Source organism: Microcoleus sp. CAWBG640, from assembly GCF_020883015.1.
In the GTDB taxonomy this organism is placed as follows: domain Bacteria; phylum Cyanobacteriota; class Cyanobacteriia; order Cyanobacteriales; family Microcoleaceae; genus Microcoleus; species Microcoleus anatoxicus.
The window spans coordinates 111152-132196 of sequence record NZ_JAHRFC010000011.1 but is presented as its reverse complement, the minus strand read 5'-3'; the positions used below and the strand labels follow the sequence as shown (position 1 = coordinate 132196).

Below are 21045 nucleotides of genomic sequence, written 5' to 3'. Positions count from 1 at the left end.
TGTAGGCGCAGGGGAATAGCAGGATGCCAGACCAGCCTACGAAGACGAAACGATCGCGTTTGAGCCAGTCGTCGAGTACATCAAAGATGCCTCGCTCGTTCTGGGCGCGTCCGACTGCAATTGTCATTGCTGTAAAATCCTCTTGCTTGTTAAAAGGTTAAGGTTTGTCAATTACCCCAACTAAAATTCTTCATATATGAATATTAGGTGGGGATGAAAGGTGGTTCTAATTAAAGTTAACATAACTATACATTATAATTTCATAAAATTTCAACTCGATTGGTAGTTGAATTAAGATTTGGCTTTAACGCTTTTGAATTTTATGACTGCACAAACAACGACTTCGAGCGGACGCATCCTGCGCCAGCAGGTTTTGGGTTCCCGCCGCTTCAGCAATTACTGGTGGGCGACGGTGGTCAGCATTGGAGGGACTGGCTTCCTGCTGTCGAGCATTTCTAGCTACTTGCACGTAAATCTGCTGCCTTTTGCTGACCCGACTCAGCTCATTTTTATCCCCCAGGGCATCGCGATGGGTTTCTACGGTGTCTGTGCTCTGCTGTTGGGGTCTTACCTCTGGCTGACTGTTCTCTGGGATCTTGGTGGCGGGTATAATGAGTTCGATGGCGAAACAGGCAGTATTCGCATCTTTCGCTGGGGTTTTCCAGGCAAAAACCGTAAAGTAGACTTTACCTGCAAAACATCCGATGTTCAATCGGTACGGGTGGACATCAAAGACGGTCTCAGTCCCCGTCGCAGTATTTATCTCAAGCTCAAAGACCGCCGTCAGTTTCCCCTGACTAGAGTCGGACAACCCATATCCTTGTCTAAGGTGGAAAATGAAGCGGCCGAATTGGCTCGATTTTTGAAGGTTCCCTTGGAAGGACTTTAAGAATTTTAGATTTGAGATTTTGGATTTGGGATTGGTAAGTGGGGGGTAGGCACTGACCATCCAGTACCCCTGCAAAACGATAATTTACCTTAAAATCAAACCGCCCAGCCTCCCATCCCCCTTCACCAGGGGGAGGAAACAGAATGTTCCGATTCCTCAGTTTGATGCCAGGGAGTGTCAATTAGCAATTTCTAAGTTTTTGGCCTAATATCTCTAGTTGCCAAGTTTTTAATCAAGTGAAAGTGAAAATGCAAATCCGAATTCAGCAGTGGTTTTTCTCAATTTTAATCATTGGTGCCCTTTTTGTAGGTGGATGTGGTAGTTCCACTCCCGCCAATTCTACTCCCACACCGAATCCGGCATCTGGTGAAAGTATTTCTTTGTCTCCGTCTCCGTCTCCTGCTGTTGTGGCTGCTAGTTCGCAATTTAGTAACTTGCCGCGTTTGGAAGGAAAAGCAACGGTGGTGATGACGGTTAAAGGAGCACCAATTACGATCGAACTTGACGGTACAAATGCTCCGATTACTGCGGGCAATTTTGTGGATTTGGTTCAGAAAGGTGTCTACGATGGGCTGGTATTTCACCGCGTAGTACGGGAACCTCAGCCTTTTGTGGTTCAAGGTGGCGACCCCCAGGGGAAAGATCCTAAATTCCCTTCTCAGCGGTTGGGAACTGGTGGTTTTATTGACCCGAAAACTTCTCAGGAACGATATATTCCTCTGGAAATTAAAGCTAAAGGTGCGAAAAGTCCTACCTACAGCACCACGTTTGAGCAAGCTGGGGTTACTGAGAAACCTGTTTTGGTGCATAGTCGTGGGGCTGTGGCTATGGCTCGATCGAATGCTCCTGATTCGGCTTCTTCGCAGTTTTATTTTACTTTGACGGATGTACCTTTTTTGGACGGTAGCTATGCGGTTTTTGGCTACGTCAAGCAAGGGATGGATGTGGTTGATAAGATTGAGGCTGGCAATCGCATTGACAAAGCTACTGTGACTCAAGGTTTGGAAAATTTTAAGGCTGTTAGTTAGTGGGCATTAGTTAGTAGTTATTCGTCCTTAGTCATGAGTCATTAGACATCTCCTAAAAAGCGAGTCTTGAACAGGCAGGCGGTGTCCTGAGCGTAGTCGAAGGGTCGAAGGGATGCCTGTTCCACAATAATTATGGGAGAGGTCTATTAGTTAGTAGTCAGTATTCATGAGATCGGCAAATAATTTCTGCTGTCTACTTTCTGATTTTTGCCAAAACCCAGCCTTTTATTTATGGATGTTGTTGTTACTGGAATTGGTTTAGTTTCTGCTTTAGGCTCTCTGGAAACTAGCTGGAAAAAACTGTTAGTTGGGGAGTCGGGAATTGAAGAACATCAACCTTTTTTAGAACTTAAACCTCGACCTCTGGGTTTAATCGATTCAAAACCGGCGGATTTAATAACTTTAATGCGACGGGTTTTGGCAGATGCTTTGCAAGATGCTAATTTGACTTTGCCGCTTCCTGATTGTGGAATTGCGATCGGCTCTAGCCGTGGTTTTCAGGCAAATTTGGAGCTGTTGTTAACAGAAGTTAGAAGCACCCCCCCCTACCCGCCCCTTGGGGGGAACTCAGAAGCACCCCCCCCTACCCGCCCCTTGGGGGGAACTCAGAAGCAAGAAGGAAGGGAATTCCCGATTCCCCATGCTGAATTTGTGCATTTTTTGCCTCACATGGGGGCGATCGCGGTGGCGAGAGCAATTGGCTCTACCGGGCCGGTGCTGGCGCCGATGGCGGCTTGTGCTACGGGTATTTGGTCGATCGCCCAAGCTGTTGAGTTAATCCAAACTGGTCTGTGTCAGCGGGCGATCGCAGGTGCCGTGGAAGCGCCCATCACACCCTTAACTCTGACTGGATTTAACCGGATGGGTGCTTTGGCCACAACCGGTTGCTATCCCTTCGATCGAGACCGGGAAGGGTTGGTACTCGGCGAAGGTGGAGCTTTATTTGTATTAGAATCGGCGGATTTGGCAATTGGTCGCGGTGCTCAAATTTACGGCCGAGTTTCGGGTTTTGGCTTGACAAACGATGCGTGTCATGGTAATGCGCCGGAAATTGGAGGAAAAAGTGCGATCGCGGCGGTAAATAAATGTTTGAAACGGAGTAATTTATCAACCTTTGACATCGATTACATTCACGCTCACGGCACTGCAACGGAGTTAAATGACCAACACGAAGCACTTTTAATTCACAAGTTGTTTCCTTTCGGAGTTGCTGTTAGTTCCACTAAAGGGGGGACAGGACATACTTTGGGAGCTTCGGGAGCTTTGGGTATAGCTTTTTCTTTAATGAGTATCAAAGAGCAGATATTGTTACCTTGCGTCGGAATGCGCCAACCGGGATTTGAATTAGATTTTGTGCGCTGTGCCCGATCGACCAAAGTGAGAAATACGGTTGGTTTGAGTTTTGGCTTTGGGGGTCAGAATGCCGCGATCGCTCTGAGTCAGTATAGTTAATTTTTTAATAAAAATTTTTTAAACCAAAAGTTGATATGCAATTAAATTGAAGGAATAAGAGAAGATATAAAAAAGAAACTGTTTAGATTAAACTTCAGGTGGTATTTTCACATGGATTTGGCATCTCATCGATTTATGTCCTACTTTGAACCCGAACAAGCAGCGCACCTGTGCAAAATAGCGATCTTGGAGAATTTTGCCCAGGAAACCCTGGTTTTTGAGGAGGGAGATCCAGCGGATTTCTTATATCTAGTCTTAGAAGGTGAAGTCAAATTTAGCAAACGGATTGACAACAATAAACATCAAACTGTTGCTCTAGCTAAACCGGATGACTTTTTTGGGGAACTCGGAGTTTTAGACGGACAGCCGCGCAGTGCTAGGGCCTTAGCCATTGCAGGCTCAACTTTAGCCAAAATATCTCGCACAGAACTCATAGATACACTTCATTTTAGCAAAGGAACTTCCGTGCTGCAAATTTTTAGCTTTATTGTTCAAAATTTGCGCGACACAACCGATCAGTACGTGAACCAGTTTGTACATAAACAAAAAATGGTTCTGGTGGGAGAAATGGTGAGTACAATTATTCACGATTTCAAAAGTCCTTTTACAGGAATTAAACTCTCAAGTGAAATGCTCAAAGAAATTCACCCGGACGAGGAAACTCAGGAGTGGTGCGACCTGATTCAATTGCAGGTTCAGCGAATGTTGGGAATGGCAGAGGAAGTATTAGAATTTTCTCGTGGAAATTCTGTTTTACATAAAAAATCAATTAATCTCATCCAGACTTTGCACCAATTTGAAAAGTTGAATAGGGTTTATTTTGAAGCGGCAAAAGTAGAGTTGGTAGTACGGGTAACAGAAGTGATAGTGCTGGCTGACGAAAATAAGATTTTGCGCGTTTTGCAAAATTTAGTCGGCAATGCTGTGGAAGCTTTTGGGGGACGAGGGGGTCGTGTAGAGATTACTGTCACAGAAAGTGAGGACTGGGCAGAAATTAGCATTTACGATAATGGACCTGGTATTCCGCGCGCAATTAAGGAAAAATTATTTGAACCTTTTGTGACCTATGGAAAGCGTACTGGTACTGGTTTGGGAACGGCGATTGCTAAGTCGATGATAGATGCTCACAAAGGGGAAATTACCTATGAGTCTGAAGACGATAAAGGAACAACTTTTTACATTCGTTTGCCTAAAAACATAAGTTAAATGATGGGCAAAATCAAGTATAATTGAATTGAGGAATAGCTAAAATTATAATGCCACTTAGTATTCAAACTTTACCCCAAGAAGTGATCGATTTAATTGCCGCAGGCGAGGTAATTGACTCGATGGCTGCTGCGGTGCGAGAATTAGTGGAAAATTCTCTGGATGCTGGCGCAACTCGCATCATTGTTTCTGTCTGGCCCCAACAGTGGCGACTGCAAGTTGCAGATAATGGTACGGGAATGGATTTGGAAAATTTGCAGCAGGCTGCTTCTGCTCATAGTACCAGCAAAATTAGCACTGAAGCAGACCTTTACAAAATTGCTACTTTGGGGTTTCGTGGGGAAGCTTTGCACAGTTTGGCTCAGTTGGGTTCTTTGGAAATCTTGAGCAGAACAAATGATTTGGGATTTGCTGATTTAGATGAAAATCCAGAGGATTTGGCTCTTGAAAATCTCTCTGCGTCCAGGGGGGAAATAGAAAATGCTCGATCGGGCTGGCGGGTAGTTTACGATGGCGCTGGGGAACCTTTGGAGGTGGAAACAATTGCGATCGCTCCAGGGACGGTGGTGACAGTTAGTAACTTGTTTGGGAATTGGCCAGTCCGTCGCGGCTTTTTGGCACCGGCACAGCAAATGCGATCGGTACAATTAATTATTCAGCAAATTGCCCTGTGTCACCCTCAAGTCAATTGGCAGTTGCGACAAGGAAATACGCCTTGTTTTCAGATCACACCGGGCTTGACAGGAAAACAAATTTTACCTCAATTTGTGCGGGGAGTTCGCTTGCATGATTTGCAGTATTTAAAGGTGAATTTGCCCTCTGTTCCCCATAGCAATAAAATAGCAGACTCTTTGGTGAAAACGCAATTAGTTGCGTCAAAAACCGAGTCTAGTTATCCATTACCCATTGCCAATACTTCGCCTACGTGGCCCCTGAACCCTTCGACTTCGCTCAGGGACTATGAAGGGATCGGGCTTAACTCAGTCCTTGGGTTCAGTAAAAATTCCCCATTGACAATTCCCCATTTCCAGTCTTTAGAGTTAGTAATTGGTTTGCCCGATCGCTGTCATCGCAGACGCCCGGATTGGGTGAAGGTGGCGGTGAATCGGCGGGTGGTGCGATCGCCCGAATTGGAGCAAACTATTCTCAGCGCCTTTGCTCGTACTTGTCCGCGCGATCGCTATCCTCTGTGTTTTATTCACCTGCAAATTTCTCCCTCGGAAATTGACTGGAATCGACACCCAGCTAAGGTGGAAATTTATTTGCAAGATCCTAGTTTTTGGCAAGTACAAGTTAGAGCGGCAATTGCTCGTGCTTTGGAGTTGAATGAAGATGTTTTGCCGCAGCAGACTATTCCCGATCGAGTGGAAAAATTGCTCAAAGCATCGGAACAAAAAGGTGCTTATAGTCTGGCTATTTCTAAGGAACAGAAGGATGACGGCGAACAGGTAACAGCTCATCCCATAGAATTGATGGAATTGAGGGCGATCGCTCAAGTTCACCATACTTATATTGTAGCGGAACATCCCAGCGGAATGTGGTTAGTAGAACAACACATCGCTCACGAGCGTGTTTTGTACGAGCAATTATGCGCTGCTTGGCAGTTAAAACCTCTAGAAAAACCCCTAATTTTCAGTCAATTATCGGCGTTGCAAATTGAAAATTTGTCTCGCTTAGGTTTAGAGGTCGAAACTTTTGGCGAACAGCTATGGGCGCTGCGGGAAGTTCCTGCATTGTTGGCCGAGCGAGATGACTGTAGAGATGCTATTTTTGAACTCAGTAAAGTAGCCGATTTGCAAGCAGCTCAAGTTGCTACGGCTTGTCGTAGTGCCCTTCGCAATGGTACTCCTTTAACTCTGGATCAAATGCAAAATTTGTTGAATGAATGGCAACAAACTCGGAATCCTCGCACTTGTCCTCACGGCCGCCCAATCTATTTTGCTTTGGAAGAATCGACTTTGGCTCGGATTTTTCGGCGCAATTGGGTGATTGGCAAGAGTCACGGAATTTAAACTTGGCAATTTTAAAATAAAACATGAAAAATACCGTCACAATTTTTTCTATTTTTTTTAATATAATTTTGATAGGGGTGATTTTTATCTATGCAGGAAAACGGGGATATTTAGGCAGGATGTTGGTGATGGCGAATGCTAATTACCTGGAATTACCCACAGATACACTGAGTTCTCAACCAGGGTGGCTGGATGAGATAAAATATCAAGTTGCTGTGGCTAACCATAGGCAAATTAAAACTTGTTTTTTTGGAGATTCTATAACTTCGATGTTGGGAAATACTCTCGGAAACGATACTTTTAATTGGGCGATGGGCGGGATGAGTGCAATTTCTCAGCTAGAACAGCTTAAGTTTCTCACTGCTGTTAAAGTTAAGTGCGATCGGGCCATCATTGCTCTGGGTACTAATGATGCTATTTACAGAACTATGGATGGGCAATTTGTGAACAATATGAGGCAAATAATCGCGACTGTTAAACAAGATATGGGGGCAAAAAAAGTGGTTTTGCTACTAGCTTTTTATTCAACTGTTGAGGCAAGCCACGATGTGACTGTTGCTGCTCCTATTTCAAGAGTCGATCGCTTTAATCGGTTGATTCGTCAAGTTGCTGTGGTAGAAAAATTATCAATTGACGAAGAAGTTGTGCAGCCGTTATTTGAGGGCAAAGCTTTGAAGGCTAATTTGACATCGGATGGTGTTCATCTCAATGCTGATGGCAAAATCATCTATCGTGAAGCTTTATTAAAAATAGTGGCTGATTTAGATAAAAATCATTAGAGTAGAGCCTTTAAATCAATAATAAAAATGGATTTTCCCAGAGCGCGACAACTATTTCATTTAGAAATTAATCAACCAGATAATTCGATAGATATGGCAAAAGCAGCCCTGTATATAGCTTTAGAAGAATATCCTAACTTAGAGACACAGGAATATCTTAATGCTCTCGACGACATGGCGGATGAAGTTCGCGATCGCCTGCCGGCACAGAATTATCCCCTGCGAATCATTCAAACTATTAACCGTTACTTATACGAGGATTTGAGATTTGCGGGCAATGATGCGGATTATTATGACGCCCGGAATAGTTTTTTGAATCAAGTGATCGATCGCCGTATGGGTATTCCAATCTCTTTGTCTCTGGTTTATTTAGAAGTTGCCAAGCGGATTGATTTTCCGATGGTGGGAATTGGGATGCCAGGACATTTTTTAATTAAGCCAAATTTTGAAGATGCTGGGATTTTTGTTGATGCGTTTAACGGCGGTGAGATCTTATTTACTGAAGATTGTCAAGAGAGAATTTCTCGAATTTATGGTCAAACTATGGAGTTGCAGCCGGCATTTCTCGCCGCAGTCAGTCCCCGGCAATTATTGGCGCGAATGCTGGGAAATCTGAAGGCGATTTATTTGCAACAGCAAGATGCTAGGAGGGTACTCAGGGCGATCGAAGGAATTTTACTGCTATTTCCAGATGCCCTGGGAGAAAGGCGCGATCGCGGAATTCTGTACTATCAACTGGAGCGTTTGGCAGAAGCACGTCACGATTTGGAAGTATACCTAAGAAATGCTCCTAATGCTCCTGATGCTCCTAGAATTCGCCAATTACTCGATATGCTCGATCGGGATATGTGATCCCAAGTTGCACGATCGATCGTCCCTAGATTAAGGTGGATGTGGCTTTCATAGAATTTGTCCTGACAACCCCGTGTTGTCAGACCCGGAGTGTCAAAAGTTTTGCAAAGATATATAATCAATGCAGGAAAATATGTAAGGTGGTGACTTAACATATAAGTGACAAATGGACACCTATCTGATGAGAGGTTAAAATTCCTTGACATCACTGTAAAATCAGAGATTCTTGGGTTAATTCTCAAGTCCATTTTTCAGATTTACACCCACAGAGACGATCGCTCAAAAAAGTATTTTGACGTAAACAGGCAAAAAACCATGAACTTTCAGTTTCAATCAGGTTATCTCGATGCCATGGGCCGGCAGTCAGCTCATTTTACCAATAAAATCTCAAAGTCTTTATCATTAGGTTTGGCACTTTTGTTAGGAACAAGTGCAGTATTGCTAAGCAGCGGTAAGGCTTTGGCATTAGAAACAGTCACAGTCAAATATGGCGCTATTGACGTCACTTTACCCCTAGCCGACTTGCAAAGCTTTACACAAACTGGCAAACCATCTCCTCAACTGCAAAGCGTTCTAAGTCTGGCGAAACAAACTCCTGAATCAGTGCGAGAAATATTAACGCGAGAAGTAGCTTTAGACTCTCAATTAGTAACGCGCCTCGCAAATTCCTACTTCGGGGAAATTGTTTTGAAACAATTGGGAGAAGTAGCTTATGCACCAGCAACTCGCGCTCAAAGTGCTCCGGCTTTGCGGGATGCTTTAGTTGGAGCTTCCAAAGATGGCAAAATATCCTTGATCGAAGTGATGCAAAATTACACTCCTTCGGCTTTGGAAGTAGATGGAAATCAAGCTATGGCTGTCTATCAGCGGGTGATGAAAGATCTGCAAGATTTGCAGGCAATGTATAAAAATTCACCTGCCATGCAAGGCACTGCTGGTCAAGCATTGAATTCGGCGAGACAAATGATTTGTCAGCCCAATTCATCGGGCAATATGAAGTAAAAAAATCCAGTTAGCGGGTAGGGGAAATGGGGAATCGATCGTTGGGAATTGATAGTCTTTTCTCTCGCTCTCCAATGCTCCCCAGTTTCTTCCTTGTTGCTTTTGTTATAATTGCTCGGCTACTCGTTTGAGGCGACGAAGTTGGTCTTTCATGTCTTTCTGGGTCCAAGGGGCTGCAAAGCGATGGAAACCAAATCGAATTAACTGATTGGGAATCTCAAATTCAAAGCGGTTGATCAAAAGTGTGCCTTGGATTTGTGGTTGACATTCCCAGCGATCGCACCCTTGAAAAAATCCATCAAACCCCCAGACAATTAAACCCGGTTCTCGCTCTAAAACTACACTCTCTAAAGTGGGTTGCCAAACTGGAATTTTTATGATAAATAAGCTGCGACTTCCGACAGCAGTATCCCATTCGCCTACAGGCTCGCAGCGGAGTAATGGATTGAGCCACTGGTGCATTAAAGTGCGATCGGCGATACAGCGCTCCACCAAGGTAGCAGCAGCGCGAATTTCAATTGATTGCTCGAAAACTTGACGAATAGACATGAAAACCTGCAAGCTAGAAGCGTATTCTTACAGTTTCTTATCTTCCTTGTCAAATCTGACCTAAACCGGATAAAAAAATGAATGAAACTTGGCAAGAAATCACTCAACCGACATGGACTCCCATGGGGCTTCTGTCCGATCGCATCTTAGCCCAGGGGCAGCCCGCCCCAAATCCGCTGGCAGATGCCGAACGTGGATTAAACAATCTATTTCAGGGTTCAAACATTGAAAATCTCATCTGGGCAGTGGGCATTCTGCTGTTGGGTTTGATCGTAGCCACCCTAGTTTCGTCAGTAATCGGAGGATTACTCAAAAAAACTAACATCGATAACAAAATGGCGGCCTGGGTTACAGGGCGTCCAGACTCCACAGAGTCACCACCAGTCGAAAAATGGGTGGCGACTTCGGTGTTCTGGATCATTTTGATCTTCTTCCTGGTAGCCTTTTTCAACCGACTGAATTTGACTGCTGTCTCGCAACCGCTGAATACTTTTCTCGATCAAATAGCTGCTTTCTTGCCGAAGTTCGCCGGCGCCCTGATTTGGCTGGGGATAGCTTGGGTATTGGCCACTGTTGCCAAATTGGCCGTATCACGGGCGATGCGGGCTTTTGGTTTGGATGAGCGTTTGAATCAGCAAGTGGGTGGAACACCAGGAGAAAGCCCTTTACTGCTGAGCGAAACAGTAGCAAATGCGCTGTATTGGTTTATCTTTCTGCTGTTTTTGCCACTGATTCTGGAATCTCTGCAATTGTCTCAGGCGCTGCTACCGGTTCAGAATTTGCTCAATCAAATTCTGGCTGCTATTCCTAAGATTTTGGAAGCGGTGCTGATTGGGGCTGTGGGCTGGCTGCTGGCTCAGGTGGTGCGGCGGATTGTCACAAATTTGCTGGCTGCTACTGGGGCTGACAGTGTGGGCGCTAGGTTCGGAATTTCGCGGACGAATGGCGGCCAATCGCTGTCGTGGATTGTCGGGACGATCGTCTATGTCTTGATTTTAATTCCAACGGCGATCGCGGCACTCAACGCTTTGGACATTCAGGCGATTTCCCAGCCGGCAATCGCGATGCTCAACACGATTTTGGGCGCCATTCCCAATATTTTTACCGCAGCCATCATTTTAGTGGTTGCTTACATTTTGGGACGCTGGATTAGCGATTTGGTGATTAATATCCTGACGGGGATTGGCTTTAATAATGTCTTTTCTTGGTTGGGTGTGCCAGCGAAGCCACCATTGTCCATCGCTCAGAACCAGCTAGATCCCGATGCAACGGTACTCCAGGCGGAACCAGAAATTCCATCCCGTACTCCTTCGGAGTTGGTGGGGATTGTGGTGCAAGTAGGTATTATCCTGTTTGCTGTGGTGGCTGCTACTGATGTGCTGCGCATTCCGGCACTAACGGCGATTGTCAGCGGTATTGTGCTGGTAGCTGGTCGGGTTTTGTCTGGTTTGGTCGTATTTGCGATCGGCTTATACTTAGCGAATCTGGCCTTTAGTTTGATTGCCAGTTCTGGCACTCGCCAAGCCCGGTTGTTGGGCCAAACGGCTCGGATCGCGATTATTGCCTTTGTGTTGGCCTTGGCGCTGCAACAGATGGGCATTGCTAGCGATATTGTGAATTTGGCCTTTGGGCTGCTGCTAGGGGCGATCGCCGTAGGGATTGCTCTGGCATTTGGTTTGGGGGGGCGCGATATTGCCTCCGAGCAAATTCGCGAATGGTTAGCGGCTTTTAAACAAGATAAAACGCCGCGTTCATAACAAAAAAAATGGCGTTTGTCAAGTGCAAACGCCATTTTTTTTGTCTGTATCACTCCCGAACAGCAACTATAACAGTCACCAAGGCGCTTGGGCGGTTGCTACATAACAAAGTCAACAGTCAAAATTCCAGCGGGTAGCTTTCCCCAGATTTGGTATTACCCACGACTCAACGGAACTTGATACTAGACATCGATTTGTAATAAAATGCAACAAAAGCTTTGATAAACAATGCAAATAATGTCCTATACGCGCTGGAGATTTTCAGCTTTGAACCATGTCACCCTATGTATCGCAAGCGGTTTTACTTGTAGACGGCTATAACATGATTGGGCTTTGGCCTAAACTCCGAGAGAGGCGCGATCGCGACGAACTCGAAACAGCTCGCCGCGAGTTAATTGAAGTTTTAGTTAACTACAGCGCTGTTCAAGATTTTGAGGCTCGACTGGTGTTTGATGCTCACTATCGACATACTCCCAGCGTCAAAGAAATTATTACAAAACATTTATCTGTGCACTACACTGACTTCGGTCAGACAGCAGATACTTATATTGAAAAATCTTGTGCTAGTTTGCGTTATGAATTGCGATCGCGATCGGGAAAAGGTCGCATGATTGTCGCCACATCAGACCGAGCGCAGCAATTGACCGTCGTCGGCTACGGTGCCGAATGGATGTCTGCTGAGCAACTTGCAGCCGACATCGAATCCACAGCCCGCCGCTGCGAGCGCCTGCACAAATCTCGCAAACAAACTTCTAGTCGCTTTCTCGCCAGTTCTCTCGATCCAGAATCCCAACAGCGGCTGGCTAAACTGAGAATGGGATTGCCCTAACTCCTGAAACCCCCTTTCTGTATGACTTAAAAAAAAGTTTGTCAAAGGCCTTGCCAAATTCAGGATGTTGGTATTACTATTAGTAAATGTGGCAAGCAAAAAGCACCAATCCTCGGTAGCTCAGTGGCAGAGCGGTCGGCTGTTAACCGATTGGTCGTAGGTTCAAATCCTACCCGGGGAGTTACTAAAAGTCTGAAGTTAGAGTTTTCTAGCTTCAGATTTTTTATGTTTGTTGCGCTGGCGAAATAAAATTCCGATTCAGCGGCTACCAATAACCTGGAACTCATAACCAGCGACGTTCGTGAGTCTGTTGCACAAGAATGGTTATACAGGATTATTTAGAGTGCAGAAATGCAATCATATAATATCGCAGATGGGGTATAATACCTTGTCTAACCTAAAAATACCCCAGGTCGCTCAGAGAGCATCTCAGTTTTGCAAAAAGCATTTTTTTTATTCGTCGGAGCGTCCCCGCACAGCGAAGGTTGCAGAACGAAGCGAGCGGGGACGCTCGCACTATAAAACCAAAACTGAGATGCTCCCGATCGCTCATATCTGTCAACCCATTCTTACTCCTCATCGGAATCTTCTTTCGTGAATCTAGTTTTTTCCCCAGCCGTTTATTTAGGGTCAGGTGCGTCCTAAGCGAGAGATTTTAATTGCTTCAACTATTTGGCTGAGGCACTATACAAATACTAAATATAACGCACCATGCCGAATACTAAACATCGCGTTCTGTGCGTATCCATTTGGTTTGCCGCTTCAGGATAAAACCCAGATACAAAGGGATTTTCCAGAGGATATAAAAAGGCACGGATAATAGCGTGGAACCGGAAATGTCGGCACGCCCGAATTTTGCCCAAGCGCCGACAATTGAAATTAAAATCAGCAATCCTTGTATTGCTAACAAGATGGCTGGAAGTGGGGATGTTCCCAAGGTTGTTGCTAGTAATGAGGCTGCAAAAGCTGCTAGCCAAAGGGCGACTAAAAGAGACAGGGGAGGGACTGATAAGTCGAGGGCGATCGCCAATAAGTCAAATCGTTTTTGCTGGACAGACGCTGTTGTCAGGCGGGGAGTTTGGGTTAGCAATGTTTGTATGTGTCCGTGTTCCCATCTGGTTCTTTGGCTTTTAGCGGCTTCCTGTTGTTGTGGTAAACACCCGGTGACTCTGGCTTCGGGGCAGAATACGGTGGGAGATCCGGCGATCGCCAAATCGAGACTCATTTGCATATCTTCGACAATATTGCTGCTGGCTAGGGAAACCGATTGAATTATCGACCAGGGAAAAGCCATGCCAGTTCCTGTTAGTAATGATGGGAATCCTAACTGTTTTAATCCGCTTGGTCTGACTAAGTTTTTGACTAGAAATGCTAAGGCAGAAATGGAATCTTTGGGAGTAGGATTTGGCGGCTGTTCCATGAGATAAGTTGCTTGGACTGGCCGTTGGGAAGCAACTGCAACTCTGGCTAATGTCTCTAAGGCGTCTGGTTGACAGATACAGTCTGCGTCCACCATGATTACTACTTCTGGGGGGTCGGAGGCGATCGCAACTAAGCCGAAATCTAGGGCGTATCCTTTGCCTTTGCGTTCCGTGTCTTGGCGTTCTAGCGCCGTTGCACCACATTTGCGGGCGATATTTGCTGTGGAGTCGGTACAGTTGTCTGCAATCACTAATAGGCGATCGTCCGGTGTTAATTGTGGCAATATTGTGGATATCGTGGCTGCAATGCCTGCTGCTTCGTTGTAAGCTGGAATTAAAACGGCTACTTTCGGACGGGGAGATTTAGTATCTGCGGTGGATTGGCTAGCTGAAAATAAAGAGGCTGTGCATTCTAGAAATAGAACTGCAACGGGAATGAGCAGAATTAGGGCGATCGCCCATAACAGGATATCAATAAATAGGAACACTAGCTGACTATTTTCCACGCTCTAGTACCTTATTTTAATTTGGCCAATCCTAGTCTAACCTAAAATTCACATACCGAGAAGCCCGACTTCTTAAAAAAGTCGGGCTTCTCGATTTCTAGGTTTTCTGTTGTTAAAATCACAACTCACTGAGTATTTCGGATCATGTTAGGCTGCATCACGGATGCTAACACCCTCATAATTTTTATTAGTTAATGATGCCAATGGCATCAATTCTCTCACAGATCTTGACACCGATCGCAAATAATGTACCTCCGATTCCAGACAATCAAGGGGAGCCAAACTATTCACTAATTCATGAAATTCATCAGCGCTAATTCCCGATTTTTGCAACACTTCTGCATCGACTCTGCCGTAAATTCCTTGCAGCAGTAGTTCGATAATCTCGCTATAGCTATAGATGTCACTTCCGTAACATTGCAATTTCTTCGGATTAATTCCCCACTGCAAGATTTTCAATAAATCTGGAGCAGAACTCCAGGCAAAAGAGGAAGCAATTACTTCTTTTTCTGCCGCTACCAGAACTTCTTTAATTTGTGATTCTGGGAAATCCGAAGCGTTGATAAAACTTTCCAAGTGAGACACTTGTCTATCAAACACCCGGAAAGAAAAAGGAGCCAACTCTGCACTCACGATATCGCCCGAATCGTCAACAATTCTAAAAGGGTCTTCCAGAACATTAATTAAGAGGTGAATGTCTGTAGGTTGGCTCCAGTCAAATTGTCCCATAAAAAATGGTTCTTCATAGCCTGGTAAAAGTCCTTGAAAATAAATCGGCAGATTTTTACCTGACTCAACAATTTTATAGAGAGCTACTTCCAAAGTTTCTGTGGGCCATCCGAGATTTCGCACCGTCAGAAATTTCAGTTTTCCGGGAACGGATAAAACCAGTGAGTTCAGCAATAAATGGACTGCTTCCAGAACATTTTGAGCGGTGACGTAGCGGTGGGGAGCGTGAACGTTGACAATTTTTCCTTGCTCTACTTTCTTGGACATTTGTTCGCAGAACAAGCTGTTTTCCAGCATATGAGTAAAGCGAACCATCCCGTAGGTGACTTGTCCTGACTTAGCTGCTCTAGCAAATTGCCATTCAGCAAATTTTTTAGAAGCTGCGTAAACTTCCGTAGTAAAATACCGAGATGCTTTTCCCGTGGAAGAAAAAATGCACTGTTCCACACCGTATTCTTCCGAGAGTTCGATGACGTGCTTGGTTCCTAAAATACTGGTTGTCACTGTTTCTCGGATTTGAATTTCAGCTAGCCCTGGGGAGCGTTGAGCTGCTAGGTGAAAAACAATTTCTGGCTTGTGGACTTCAAATATCTGTTTAAGGGCTCCAAAGTTGCGAATGTCGGTAGCATAGAAGGTAACAGCACCTTCTTGTTGACAAAGGGAAAGAGTTTCTAAGGGGTTTTGACATCGGGCTTTGTCTACGCAAATGATTTGATTTGCACCTAAATACAGCAGTTTTTCGATTAAGTAATTGCCGACGCATCCTTCGCCACCGGTGACGAGGATGGTTTTTCCTTGGATTTTGTTGCTGACTGCGGTGGCGTACAGGTGTACTTCGCGATCGCGCACGTCCTCAAAAGGTTCGCTTTCTAATTGTCCGTCTGCTTTGTAGGCCGAGATTAACTGTGCGGTCAAAGTTTGTAAAGCAGCTATAGTTTCAGGAGCTTGCGGTTCCAAGGAGCCTGGGGGAACTAACTTTTGGATGCGATCGATTATTTCTGCTTTACTTGGACATTCCAATACTTCTGAGGGGTTAGATGCACTCTTCACTTGTTTGGCTCCTTTGATTTTTCAAAATATACTCGTTCTAACTAACACTGGTTTAACAGCCCAAATAACTCGGACTAAAAATACCTGTTTTTTTTTATCCACTGGTTAATAGAACTCCCTAAAAACCTGCTGCGACACAGATTATTCTATTCATCCTGTTTGTAGCTTGACTAAGGGTTTTGGTTGACTGGTTAATTTGGGCATATTCTAAATTTAAAGTTTTTATCAAAAAATATTATTATTACAATTGCCACTATTGTAAACTGAACTTCCTAGGTCTTGGCAATAGTCACAACACATCTTTATCATTTCTTTGCAATCATCTCAGGGTTTTTCCCTATTTTTAAAGTTTATGTAAAGCACGGTGTTTGTTAAAGAAATTTAATATTAAATTTCTTTAACATTTAGTAAAAAAAGGGTAAAGTCCCATATACTCTTACCCTTCTGAGATGTGCTGCTACTTAGCACGAACGCCGCGTTCTTTTTTGCTACCTTTAAAGCCACGAGCATCCGCAGCATCATAGCCTCCTGTCCGCAAGCGACGGTCTAAATCGGTCGCTTCAGGAGAAGCTTTATTTGCTTCTTCTATCGTCACTCTGCCCTCAATTACAAGGTTATAAAGAGCCTGATTGATAATCTGCATTCCTTCATAAGTATCAGTTTCCATCAACCGGAAAGCCTCGTCATCAGCACCTTTCATTAAGTAATCGTGCATAGCAGGGGTATTCACCAAAATGTCGTGAACTGCGACGCGACGATTGTCAACGGTTGGTAACAAAAGTTGAGCAATTACTGCTACCAACGAGTCGCAGATTTGAATCCGCATGGCCTGCTGTTCTTCTGGGGGATACATATTCAACAAGCGGTTGATAGCGTTAATGGCGCTGCGAGTGTGGAGAGTACCCAAGACTAAGTGACCTGTTTGAGCTGCTTGCAAAGCTGTATTGATGGTAATACGATCGCGCATTTCCCCAATCAGAATCACATCTGGATCTTCCCGCAACACAGCCCGCAACGCCTGCTGAAACTCGTGGGTGTGCAAGCCCACTTCCCGCTGGCTGACTAAACATTTCTTGGAAGGGTGAATGAATTCGATCGGGTCTTCAATGGTAACTACGTGTTTTTGCTCCATCTGGTTCAGGTGGTCGATCATCGCAGCCACGGTGGTCGATTTTCCCGAACCGGTCGGTCCGGTAACTAATATTAACCCTTGCGATCGCAGGATAATGCTTTTGAGAACTTCTGGCAATCTCATCGCGTCGATACTCGGTATTTGCAGATCGATCAAACGCAATACTATAGCACCGCCACTGAGGGAATCAAAACAGTTTACCCGACACCGCACAAAACCAGGATAGAAAATTGCTGCATCTAATTCTTTGCTATCTGCGAACTGTTTGCGCTGTTGGGGAGAAAGAATTTCTGCTAAGTAATGTTCAAAAATTTCTGGAGTTACTTTGACGTGGCTCATAGCTACTTGCATCGTGCCCCGAATCCGAAATCTTGGCACTTGACCGACTCGAATGTGAATGTCGGAAGCCCCAGCGGCATGGGCATCTCTGACCATTTGCTCGATCGTACTGAGGGGAACTTCTGGCTGTCGCGGGACTGCCGCAGCCGGAGGCGCAGGAGGGGCTGCTAAGGGCGGTGGCGGTGGCGGTGTGCGGCGTGCTTGAACCTCTGGTCTAACGGGTGTAGGATTATCTAATGGGTTCATTTTTTGGTCTCCATTGAATGTAGATTTTTTGCTAAAAAATGGCTGACTTCTAATCTAATCGCTAATATCTAATTCGCTGCTAAGTTATTAGAAGATTTTACAATTAGCTTTTGAGGACTTGGCGAGATTCCTCAGTGACTAGACCGGGCTCAAAAAGTTGGTCAGTCAAGAGGCTAAATCCGATCTTCTTGCTAGTTTGAGTGCGATTGATTAACCATTCCTCACCCTTGAAAGTGCTATGAACATCGGTCTAAAAATTGCCAACTGGCTCGAAAGTCGCGCTGCAACACCGTCTTACGGTGCTTGGGTGCTGATCGGGTTGACTGTTTTCTTTTTTGGCTCTGCTACTAATACAATGGCTGGGTGGCTTTACGTACTCAGCGGTGGGAGTTTGGCGCTGTTGGGAATTGCGGCTTTTTTATCTACGAGATCGCTCCGTGCTTTGGAAGTCCGCCGTCGCGCGATCGAACCTGTGAGTGTGGGCGATAAAATTACGATCGAACTTGAAATCGAAAATTGCTCCGACCAACCTCAAACCCTGTTGCAAGTCATAGATGTCTTGCCCTTTGTACTCACAGAGCCCGTAGTTCGCCCCCTTGAGGCGATCGCACCCAAAAGTATTTACAGGGATACATACTATGTGGAAGCGCAGCAGCGGGGTGTCTATCGCTGGTTAGAGGTGCACTTGAGGACAGCAGCACCTTTGGGGTTGTTTTGGTGTCGGCGCAGTCGCCCGGTTCCGGCGAAGGCGGTGGTTTATCCCCAGGTTTTACCCTTGAGCACTTGTCCTTTGATCGATCGCATCGGTCAAGAAGATAGTCCGCAATTGTACGATCGTAGCCGATCGCAAAATGCTACAGAAGGACTCACCCGTAACCTCAGACCCTACCGACACGGAGACCCCACCAGACTGATTCATTGGCGCACCAGCGCCCGCCACGGGGAATTGCGGGTGCGGGAGTTGGAAGTTGCAGCCGGTGGTCAAGAAATTATGATTGCTCTCGACAGCGGTGCCACCTGGGAACCAAAGGAATTTGAACGAGCCGTGACAGTCGCTGCGTCCCTTTACTTCTATGCTAGCAAGCGCTTGTTAAACGTCAAACTTTGGACAACCGGAACTGGAATCGTATCGGGGAACCGGGTAGTTTTGGAAACTTTAGCAGCAGTTAATGCAGCGGAAGATGTTGTGCAAAACAGACCTAAACTGCCGCTAATTTGGCTGACTCAAAATTCTGCAAGTTTAAGCACTCTTACCCAAGGTAGTCGTTGGGTACTCTGGCCCAGACCTAGTACGGAAATCGGCGAAAAAATATTAGTAAAAAATGATTTTCCTGGTCTCGAAATTCGGTCCGATCGACCTTTACAAATCCAGTTACAATCACCTTTAGAAAGAGCGATGAATTAGTGAACAAACCTGACGGTCAACTGAGTACATTTAGACCGCAGGCTTCTTTTTCCTTTTTTGCAAAGGCTTTTTTGAGTGACGGAGTTCCCCCGCCACTTTCGTAACTCAGACCAATTTTTCTAATAAGTTTCGCTGAATTTTCATCTCGATCCAAAGATGCTCCGCACTGACAGGAATGCCATCTTTCCGACAACTCTTTCGGTACTTTATTGAGGCAATTCCAGCAATACTGAGAGGTTCCCTTCGGAGCAACAAATAAAACACTCTTACCCAACTTCCAAGCAACATACCTGAGAACATTGGCAAATTGACCGTGAGCAGCATCAAGCATTGATTTATTCAGGCTACTTTTAGCCGATTGACCGTTTGGCAAATAAACCAAGTTATTGCCACTGTCAATATCAGTTTTAGACTTGGCGCGTCTGGTCAGATTCTTTAGGTTCAAATCTTCAACAACTAAAACATCACACTTGCTGTATAACTCCTGTGCCGTTTTAAATTGAAAATCCAATCTAGCTCTAGCTACGAACTGATGGAGCCTAGAAATCTTACTAGGGACTTCCCGGCTGGTAGTTAATCCTCATCCGGCATCTCTTCGGGTACCTCTTCGGGTACCTCTTCCGGTACTTTATCCACCCTGACTCGCCGGATCGGCAGATTCGCAATCAAGGATGTCGCCCGCTGGTCGCTGGCTAGGGAAAACTCTGACTCGCTAGTATCAATTTCCACATAACGCGACACCACCTCTAAAATTTCTCGGCGCATCGCCTCAACCATTTCGGGACTGAGTTCTGAGCGATCGTGCGCTAGAACCAGTTTCAGGCGGCGTTTGACCTCATCGCGGCTGTTATCAGACGTGCGCGGGAAAAGTCGTTCGAGGAGTGTATATATCATGATTGGTACTCATTTGTCAAGGGTTATACCTAGAAAAAGTGAACTTTGGGAACATCTAGACGATGGTGTTAGATTTAGTCCCTATGGATGAAAGTCGATCGCCCCTAGGGGCCGCAGATTAAATAATTTTAGTATTGAAGAATTTGCGGAGGCGACTAAAAAAGGTTTCGGGACGAGGATTGAGATCGAGAAAATCGACTTTTTCCCCTTCCAAGCGACGAGCAATATTGTCAAAAGCGGTTCCAGCCAAAGAAGCTGTTTCGGACAAAACTAATGGTTCTCCTCGGTTGGTGGAAACAATGACGCGCTCATCGTCAGGGACTACGCCCAGCAGCGGAATGGCGAGGATTTCCCGCACGTCTTGCACCGACATCATATCATTGGCGAGTACCATTGCCGGTCTGATCCGGTTGACGATCAGGTTGATTTTCTTGACATTATTAGCTTCCAGCAAACCGATAACTCGATCGGCATCTCTGACAGCAGCGATTTCTGGAGTAGTCACAATCACACCTTCAGTAGCCGGGGCGATCGCATTTTGAAAACCCTGTTCAATGCCCGCAGGAGAATCAATTAAAATATAATCATATTTTGTCCCCAACATCCCCACAAGTTGCTTCATTTGCTCGGCACTAATGGCATCTTTCATGCGAGTTTGGGCCGCCGGCAACAATACCAAACGTGGCTGACGCTTATCTTTCACCAAAGCTTGCTCTAAGCGACACTCTCCAGCCAGCACTTCCAGTGCAGTATAAACAATGCGATTTTCTAAGCCCAGCAGCAAGTCTAAGTTTCTGAGGCCAAAATCGGCATCAATCACCGCAACGCTGCGCCCCCGCTTAGCTAAAGCCATACCAAGATTAGCAGTGGAGGTGGTTTTACCAACTCCGCCTTTCCCTGATGTAACAACAATAATGCGAGCCATAAGCGATTTTAGATTTGAGATTTATAGACTGGGCGTTAGGTAT

18 protein-coding genes, 1 tRNA gene and 1 pseudogene are annotated in these 21045 nt (G+C 45.3%); 12 read left to right on the top strand and 8 right to left on the bottom strand.

Annotated features, from left to right (window positions below; all coding sequences use genetic code 11):
• Positions 1–127: pseudogene (locus AAFP11_RS08685) on the bottom strand (photosystem II D2 protein (photosystem q(a) protein)); the annotation flags it as partial.
• 195 nt (positions 128–322) lie between these two features.
• Here AAFP11_RS08685 and AAFP11_RS08680 point away from each other — a divergent pair.
• From AAFP11_RS08680 to AAFP11_RS08645, 8 genes are all read left to right on the top strand, one after another.
• Complete coding sequence (locus AAFP11_RS08680) at positions 323–889, top strand: photosystem I assembly protein Ycf4 (RefSeq protein WP_341736680.1); 567 nt, start codon at positions 323–325, stop codon at positions 887–889.
• Positions 890–1137: 248 nt separating this feature from the next.
• A complete protein-coding gene (locus AAFP11_RS08675) occupies positions 1138–1917 on the top strand; it encodes a peptidylprolyl isomerase (protein ID WP_341736679.1) in 780 nt (259 codons plus the stop codon).
• A 231-nt stretch (positions 1918–2148) separates the two neighbouring features.
• The gene (locus AAFP11_RS08670; RefSeq protein ID WP_341736678.1) at positions 2149–3369 is read left to right on the top strand and encodes a beta-ketoacyl synthase N-terminal-like domain-containing protein; all 1221 of its coding nucleotides are present in this window, start codon (positions 2149–2151) and stop codon (positions 3367–3369) included.
• A gap of 111 nt (positions 3370–3480) precedes the next feature.
• Positions 3481–4575 carry an ATP-binding protein gene (locus AAFP11_RS08665; protein WP_341736677.1) on the top strand — a complete coding sequence of 365 codons (1095 nt, stop codon included), beginning with the start codon at positions 3481–3483 and terminating at the stop codon, positions 4573–4575.
• 50 nt (positions 4576–4625) lie between these two features.
• Positions 4626–6587: a DNA mismatch repair endonuclease MutL gene (gene mutL / locus AAFP11_RS08660; RefSeq protein ID WP_341736676.1), complete on the top strand. Its 1962-nt coding sequence runs from the start codon at positions 4626–4628 to the stop codon at positions 6585–6587.
• Between the two features lie 23 nt (positions 6588–6610).
• Positions 6611–7366, top strand: coding sequence for an SGNH/GDSL hydrolase family protein (locus AAFP11_RS08655; RefSeq protein WP_341736675.1), 756 nt, complete (start codon positions 6611–6613; stop codon positions 7364–7366).
• A 27-nt stretch (positions 7367–7393) separates the two neighbouring features.
• Positions 7394–8218: a tetratricopeptide repeat protein gene (locus AAFP11_RS08650; protein ID WP_341736674.1), complete on the top strand. Its 825-nt coding sequence runs from the start codon at positions 7394–7396 to the stop codon at positions 8216–8218.
• Between the two features lie 315 nt (positions 8219–8533).
• Positions 8534–9220, top strand: coding sequence for an alpha/beta hydrolase (locus AAFP11_RS08645; protein WP_341736673.1), 687 nt, complete (start codon positions 8534–8536; stop codon positions 9218–9220).
• A gap of 105 nt (positions 9221–9325) precedes the next feature.
• Here the strand turns inward: AAFP11_RS08645 and AAFP11_RS08640 are convergent, their stop codons facing one another.
• A complete protein-coding gene (locus AAFP11_RS08640) occupies positions 9326–9769 on the bottom strand; it encodes an SRPBCC family protein (RefSeq protein WP_341736672.1) in 444 nt (147 codons plus the stop codon).
• Between the two features lie 77 nt (positions 9770–9846).
• On the opposite strand from AAFP11_RS08640, the gene AAFP11_RS08635 reads away from it, so the two are divergent.
• The 3 genes from AAFP11_RS08635 (at position 9847) to AAFP11_RS08625 (ending at position 12536) form a co-directional block, all read left to right on the top strand.
• A complete protein-coding gene (locus AAFP11_RS08635; protein ID WP_341736671.1) occupies positions 9847–11526 on the top strand; it encodes a mechanosensitive ion channel in 1680 nt (559 codons plus the stop codon).
• Between the two features lie 274 nt (positions 11527–11800).
• Entirely contained in the window at positions 11801–12355 is a 555-nt protein-coding gene (locus AAFP11_RS08630) for an NYN domain-containing protein (RefSeq protein WP_341736670.1), read from the top strand.
• Between the two features lie 109 nt (positions 12356–12464).
• Positions 12465–12536 (top strand) — tRNA-Asn (locus AAFP11_RS08625).
• A gap of 540 nt (positions 12537–13076) precedes the next feature.
• On the opposite strand, the gene AAFP11_RS08620 is transcribed toward AAFP11_RS08625, so the two are convergent.
• From AAFP11_RS08620 to AAFP11_RS08610, 3 genes are all read right to left on the bottom strand, one after another.
• Positions 13077–14282, bottom strand: a complete 1206-nt coding sequence (locus tag AAFP11_RS08620) for a glycosyltransferase family 2 protein (RefSeq protein WP_341736669.1) — start codon at positions 14280–14282, stop codon at positions 13077–13079.
• 147 nt (positions 14283–14429) lie between these two features.
• The gene (locus AAFP11_RS08615; RefSeq protein WP_341736668.1) at positions 14430–16061 is read right to left on the bottom strand and encodes a polysaccharide biosynthesis protein; all 1632 of its coding nucleotides are present in this window, start codon (positions 16059–16061) and stop codon (positions 14430–14432) included.
• A 457-nt stretch (positions 16062–16518) separates the two neighbouring features.
• Complete coding sequence (locus AAFP11_RS08610) at positions 16519–17778, bottom strand: PilT/PilU family type 4a pilus ATPase (RefSeq protein WP_341736667.1); 1260 nt, start codon at positions 17776–17778, stop codon at positions 16519–16521.
• Between the two features lie 238 nt (positions 17779–18016).
• On the opposite strand from AAFP11_RS08610, the gene AAFP11_RS08605 reads away from it, so the two are divergent.
• Positions 18017–19183: a DUF58 domain-containing protein gene (locus AAFP11_RS08605; RefSeq protein WP_341736666.1), complete on the top strand. Its 1167-nt coding sequence runs from the start codon at positions 18017–18019 to the stop codon at positions 19181–19183.
• Positions 19184–19199: 16 nt separating this feature from the next.
• Here the strand turns inward: AAFP11_RS08605 and AAFP11_RS08600 are convergent, their stop codons facing one another.
• The 3 genes from AAFP11_RS08600 to minD all read right to left on the bottom strand — a co-directional run bounded on the left by AAFP11_RS08600 (position 19200) and on the right by minD (position 21002).
• Positions 19200–19730, bottom strand: coding sequence for a transposase (locus tag AAFP11_RS08600; protein WP_341736684.1), 531 nt, complete (start codon positions 19728–19730; stop codon positions 19200–19202).
• Positions 19731–19756: 26 nt separating this feature from the next.
• Positions 19757–20077, bottom strand: coding sequence for a cell division topological specificity factor MinE (minE, locus tag AAFP11_RS08595; protein WP_340520543.1), 321 nt, complete (start codon positions 20075–20077; stop codon positions 19757–19759).
• 118 nt (positions 20078–20195) lie between these two features.
• On the bottom strand, positions 20196–21002 hold the full coding sequence (gene minD, locus AAFP11_RS08590; protein WP_340520546.1) for a septum site-determining protein MinD: 807 nt from the start codon (positions 21000–21002) through the stop codon (positions 20196–20198).
• Positions 21003–21045 lie beyond the last annotated feature (43 nt).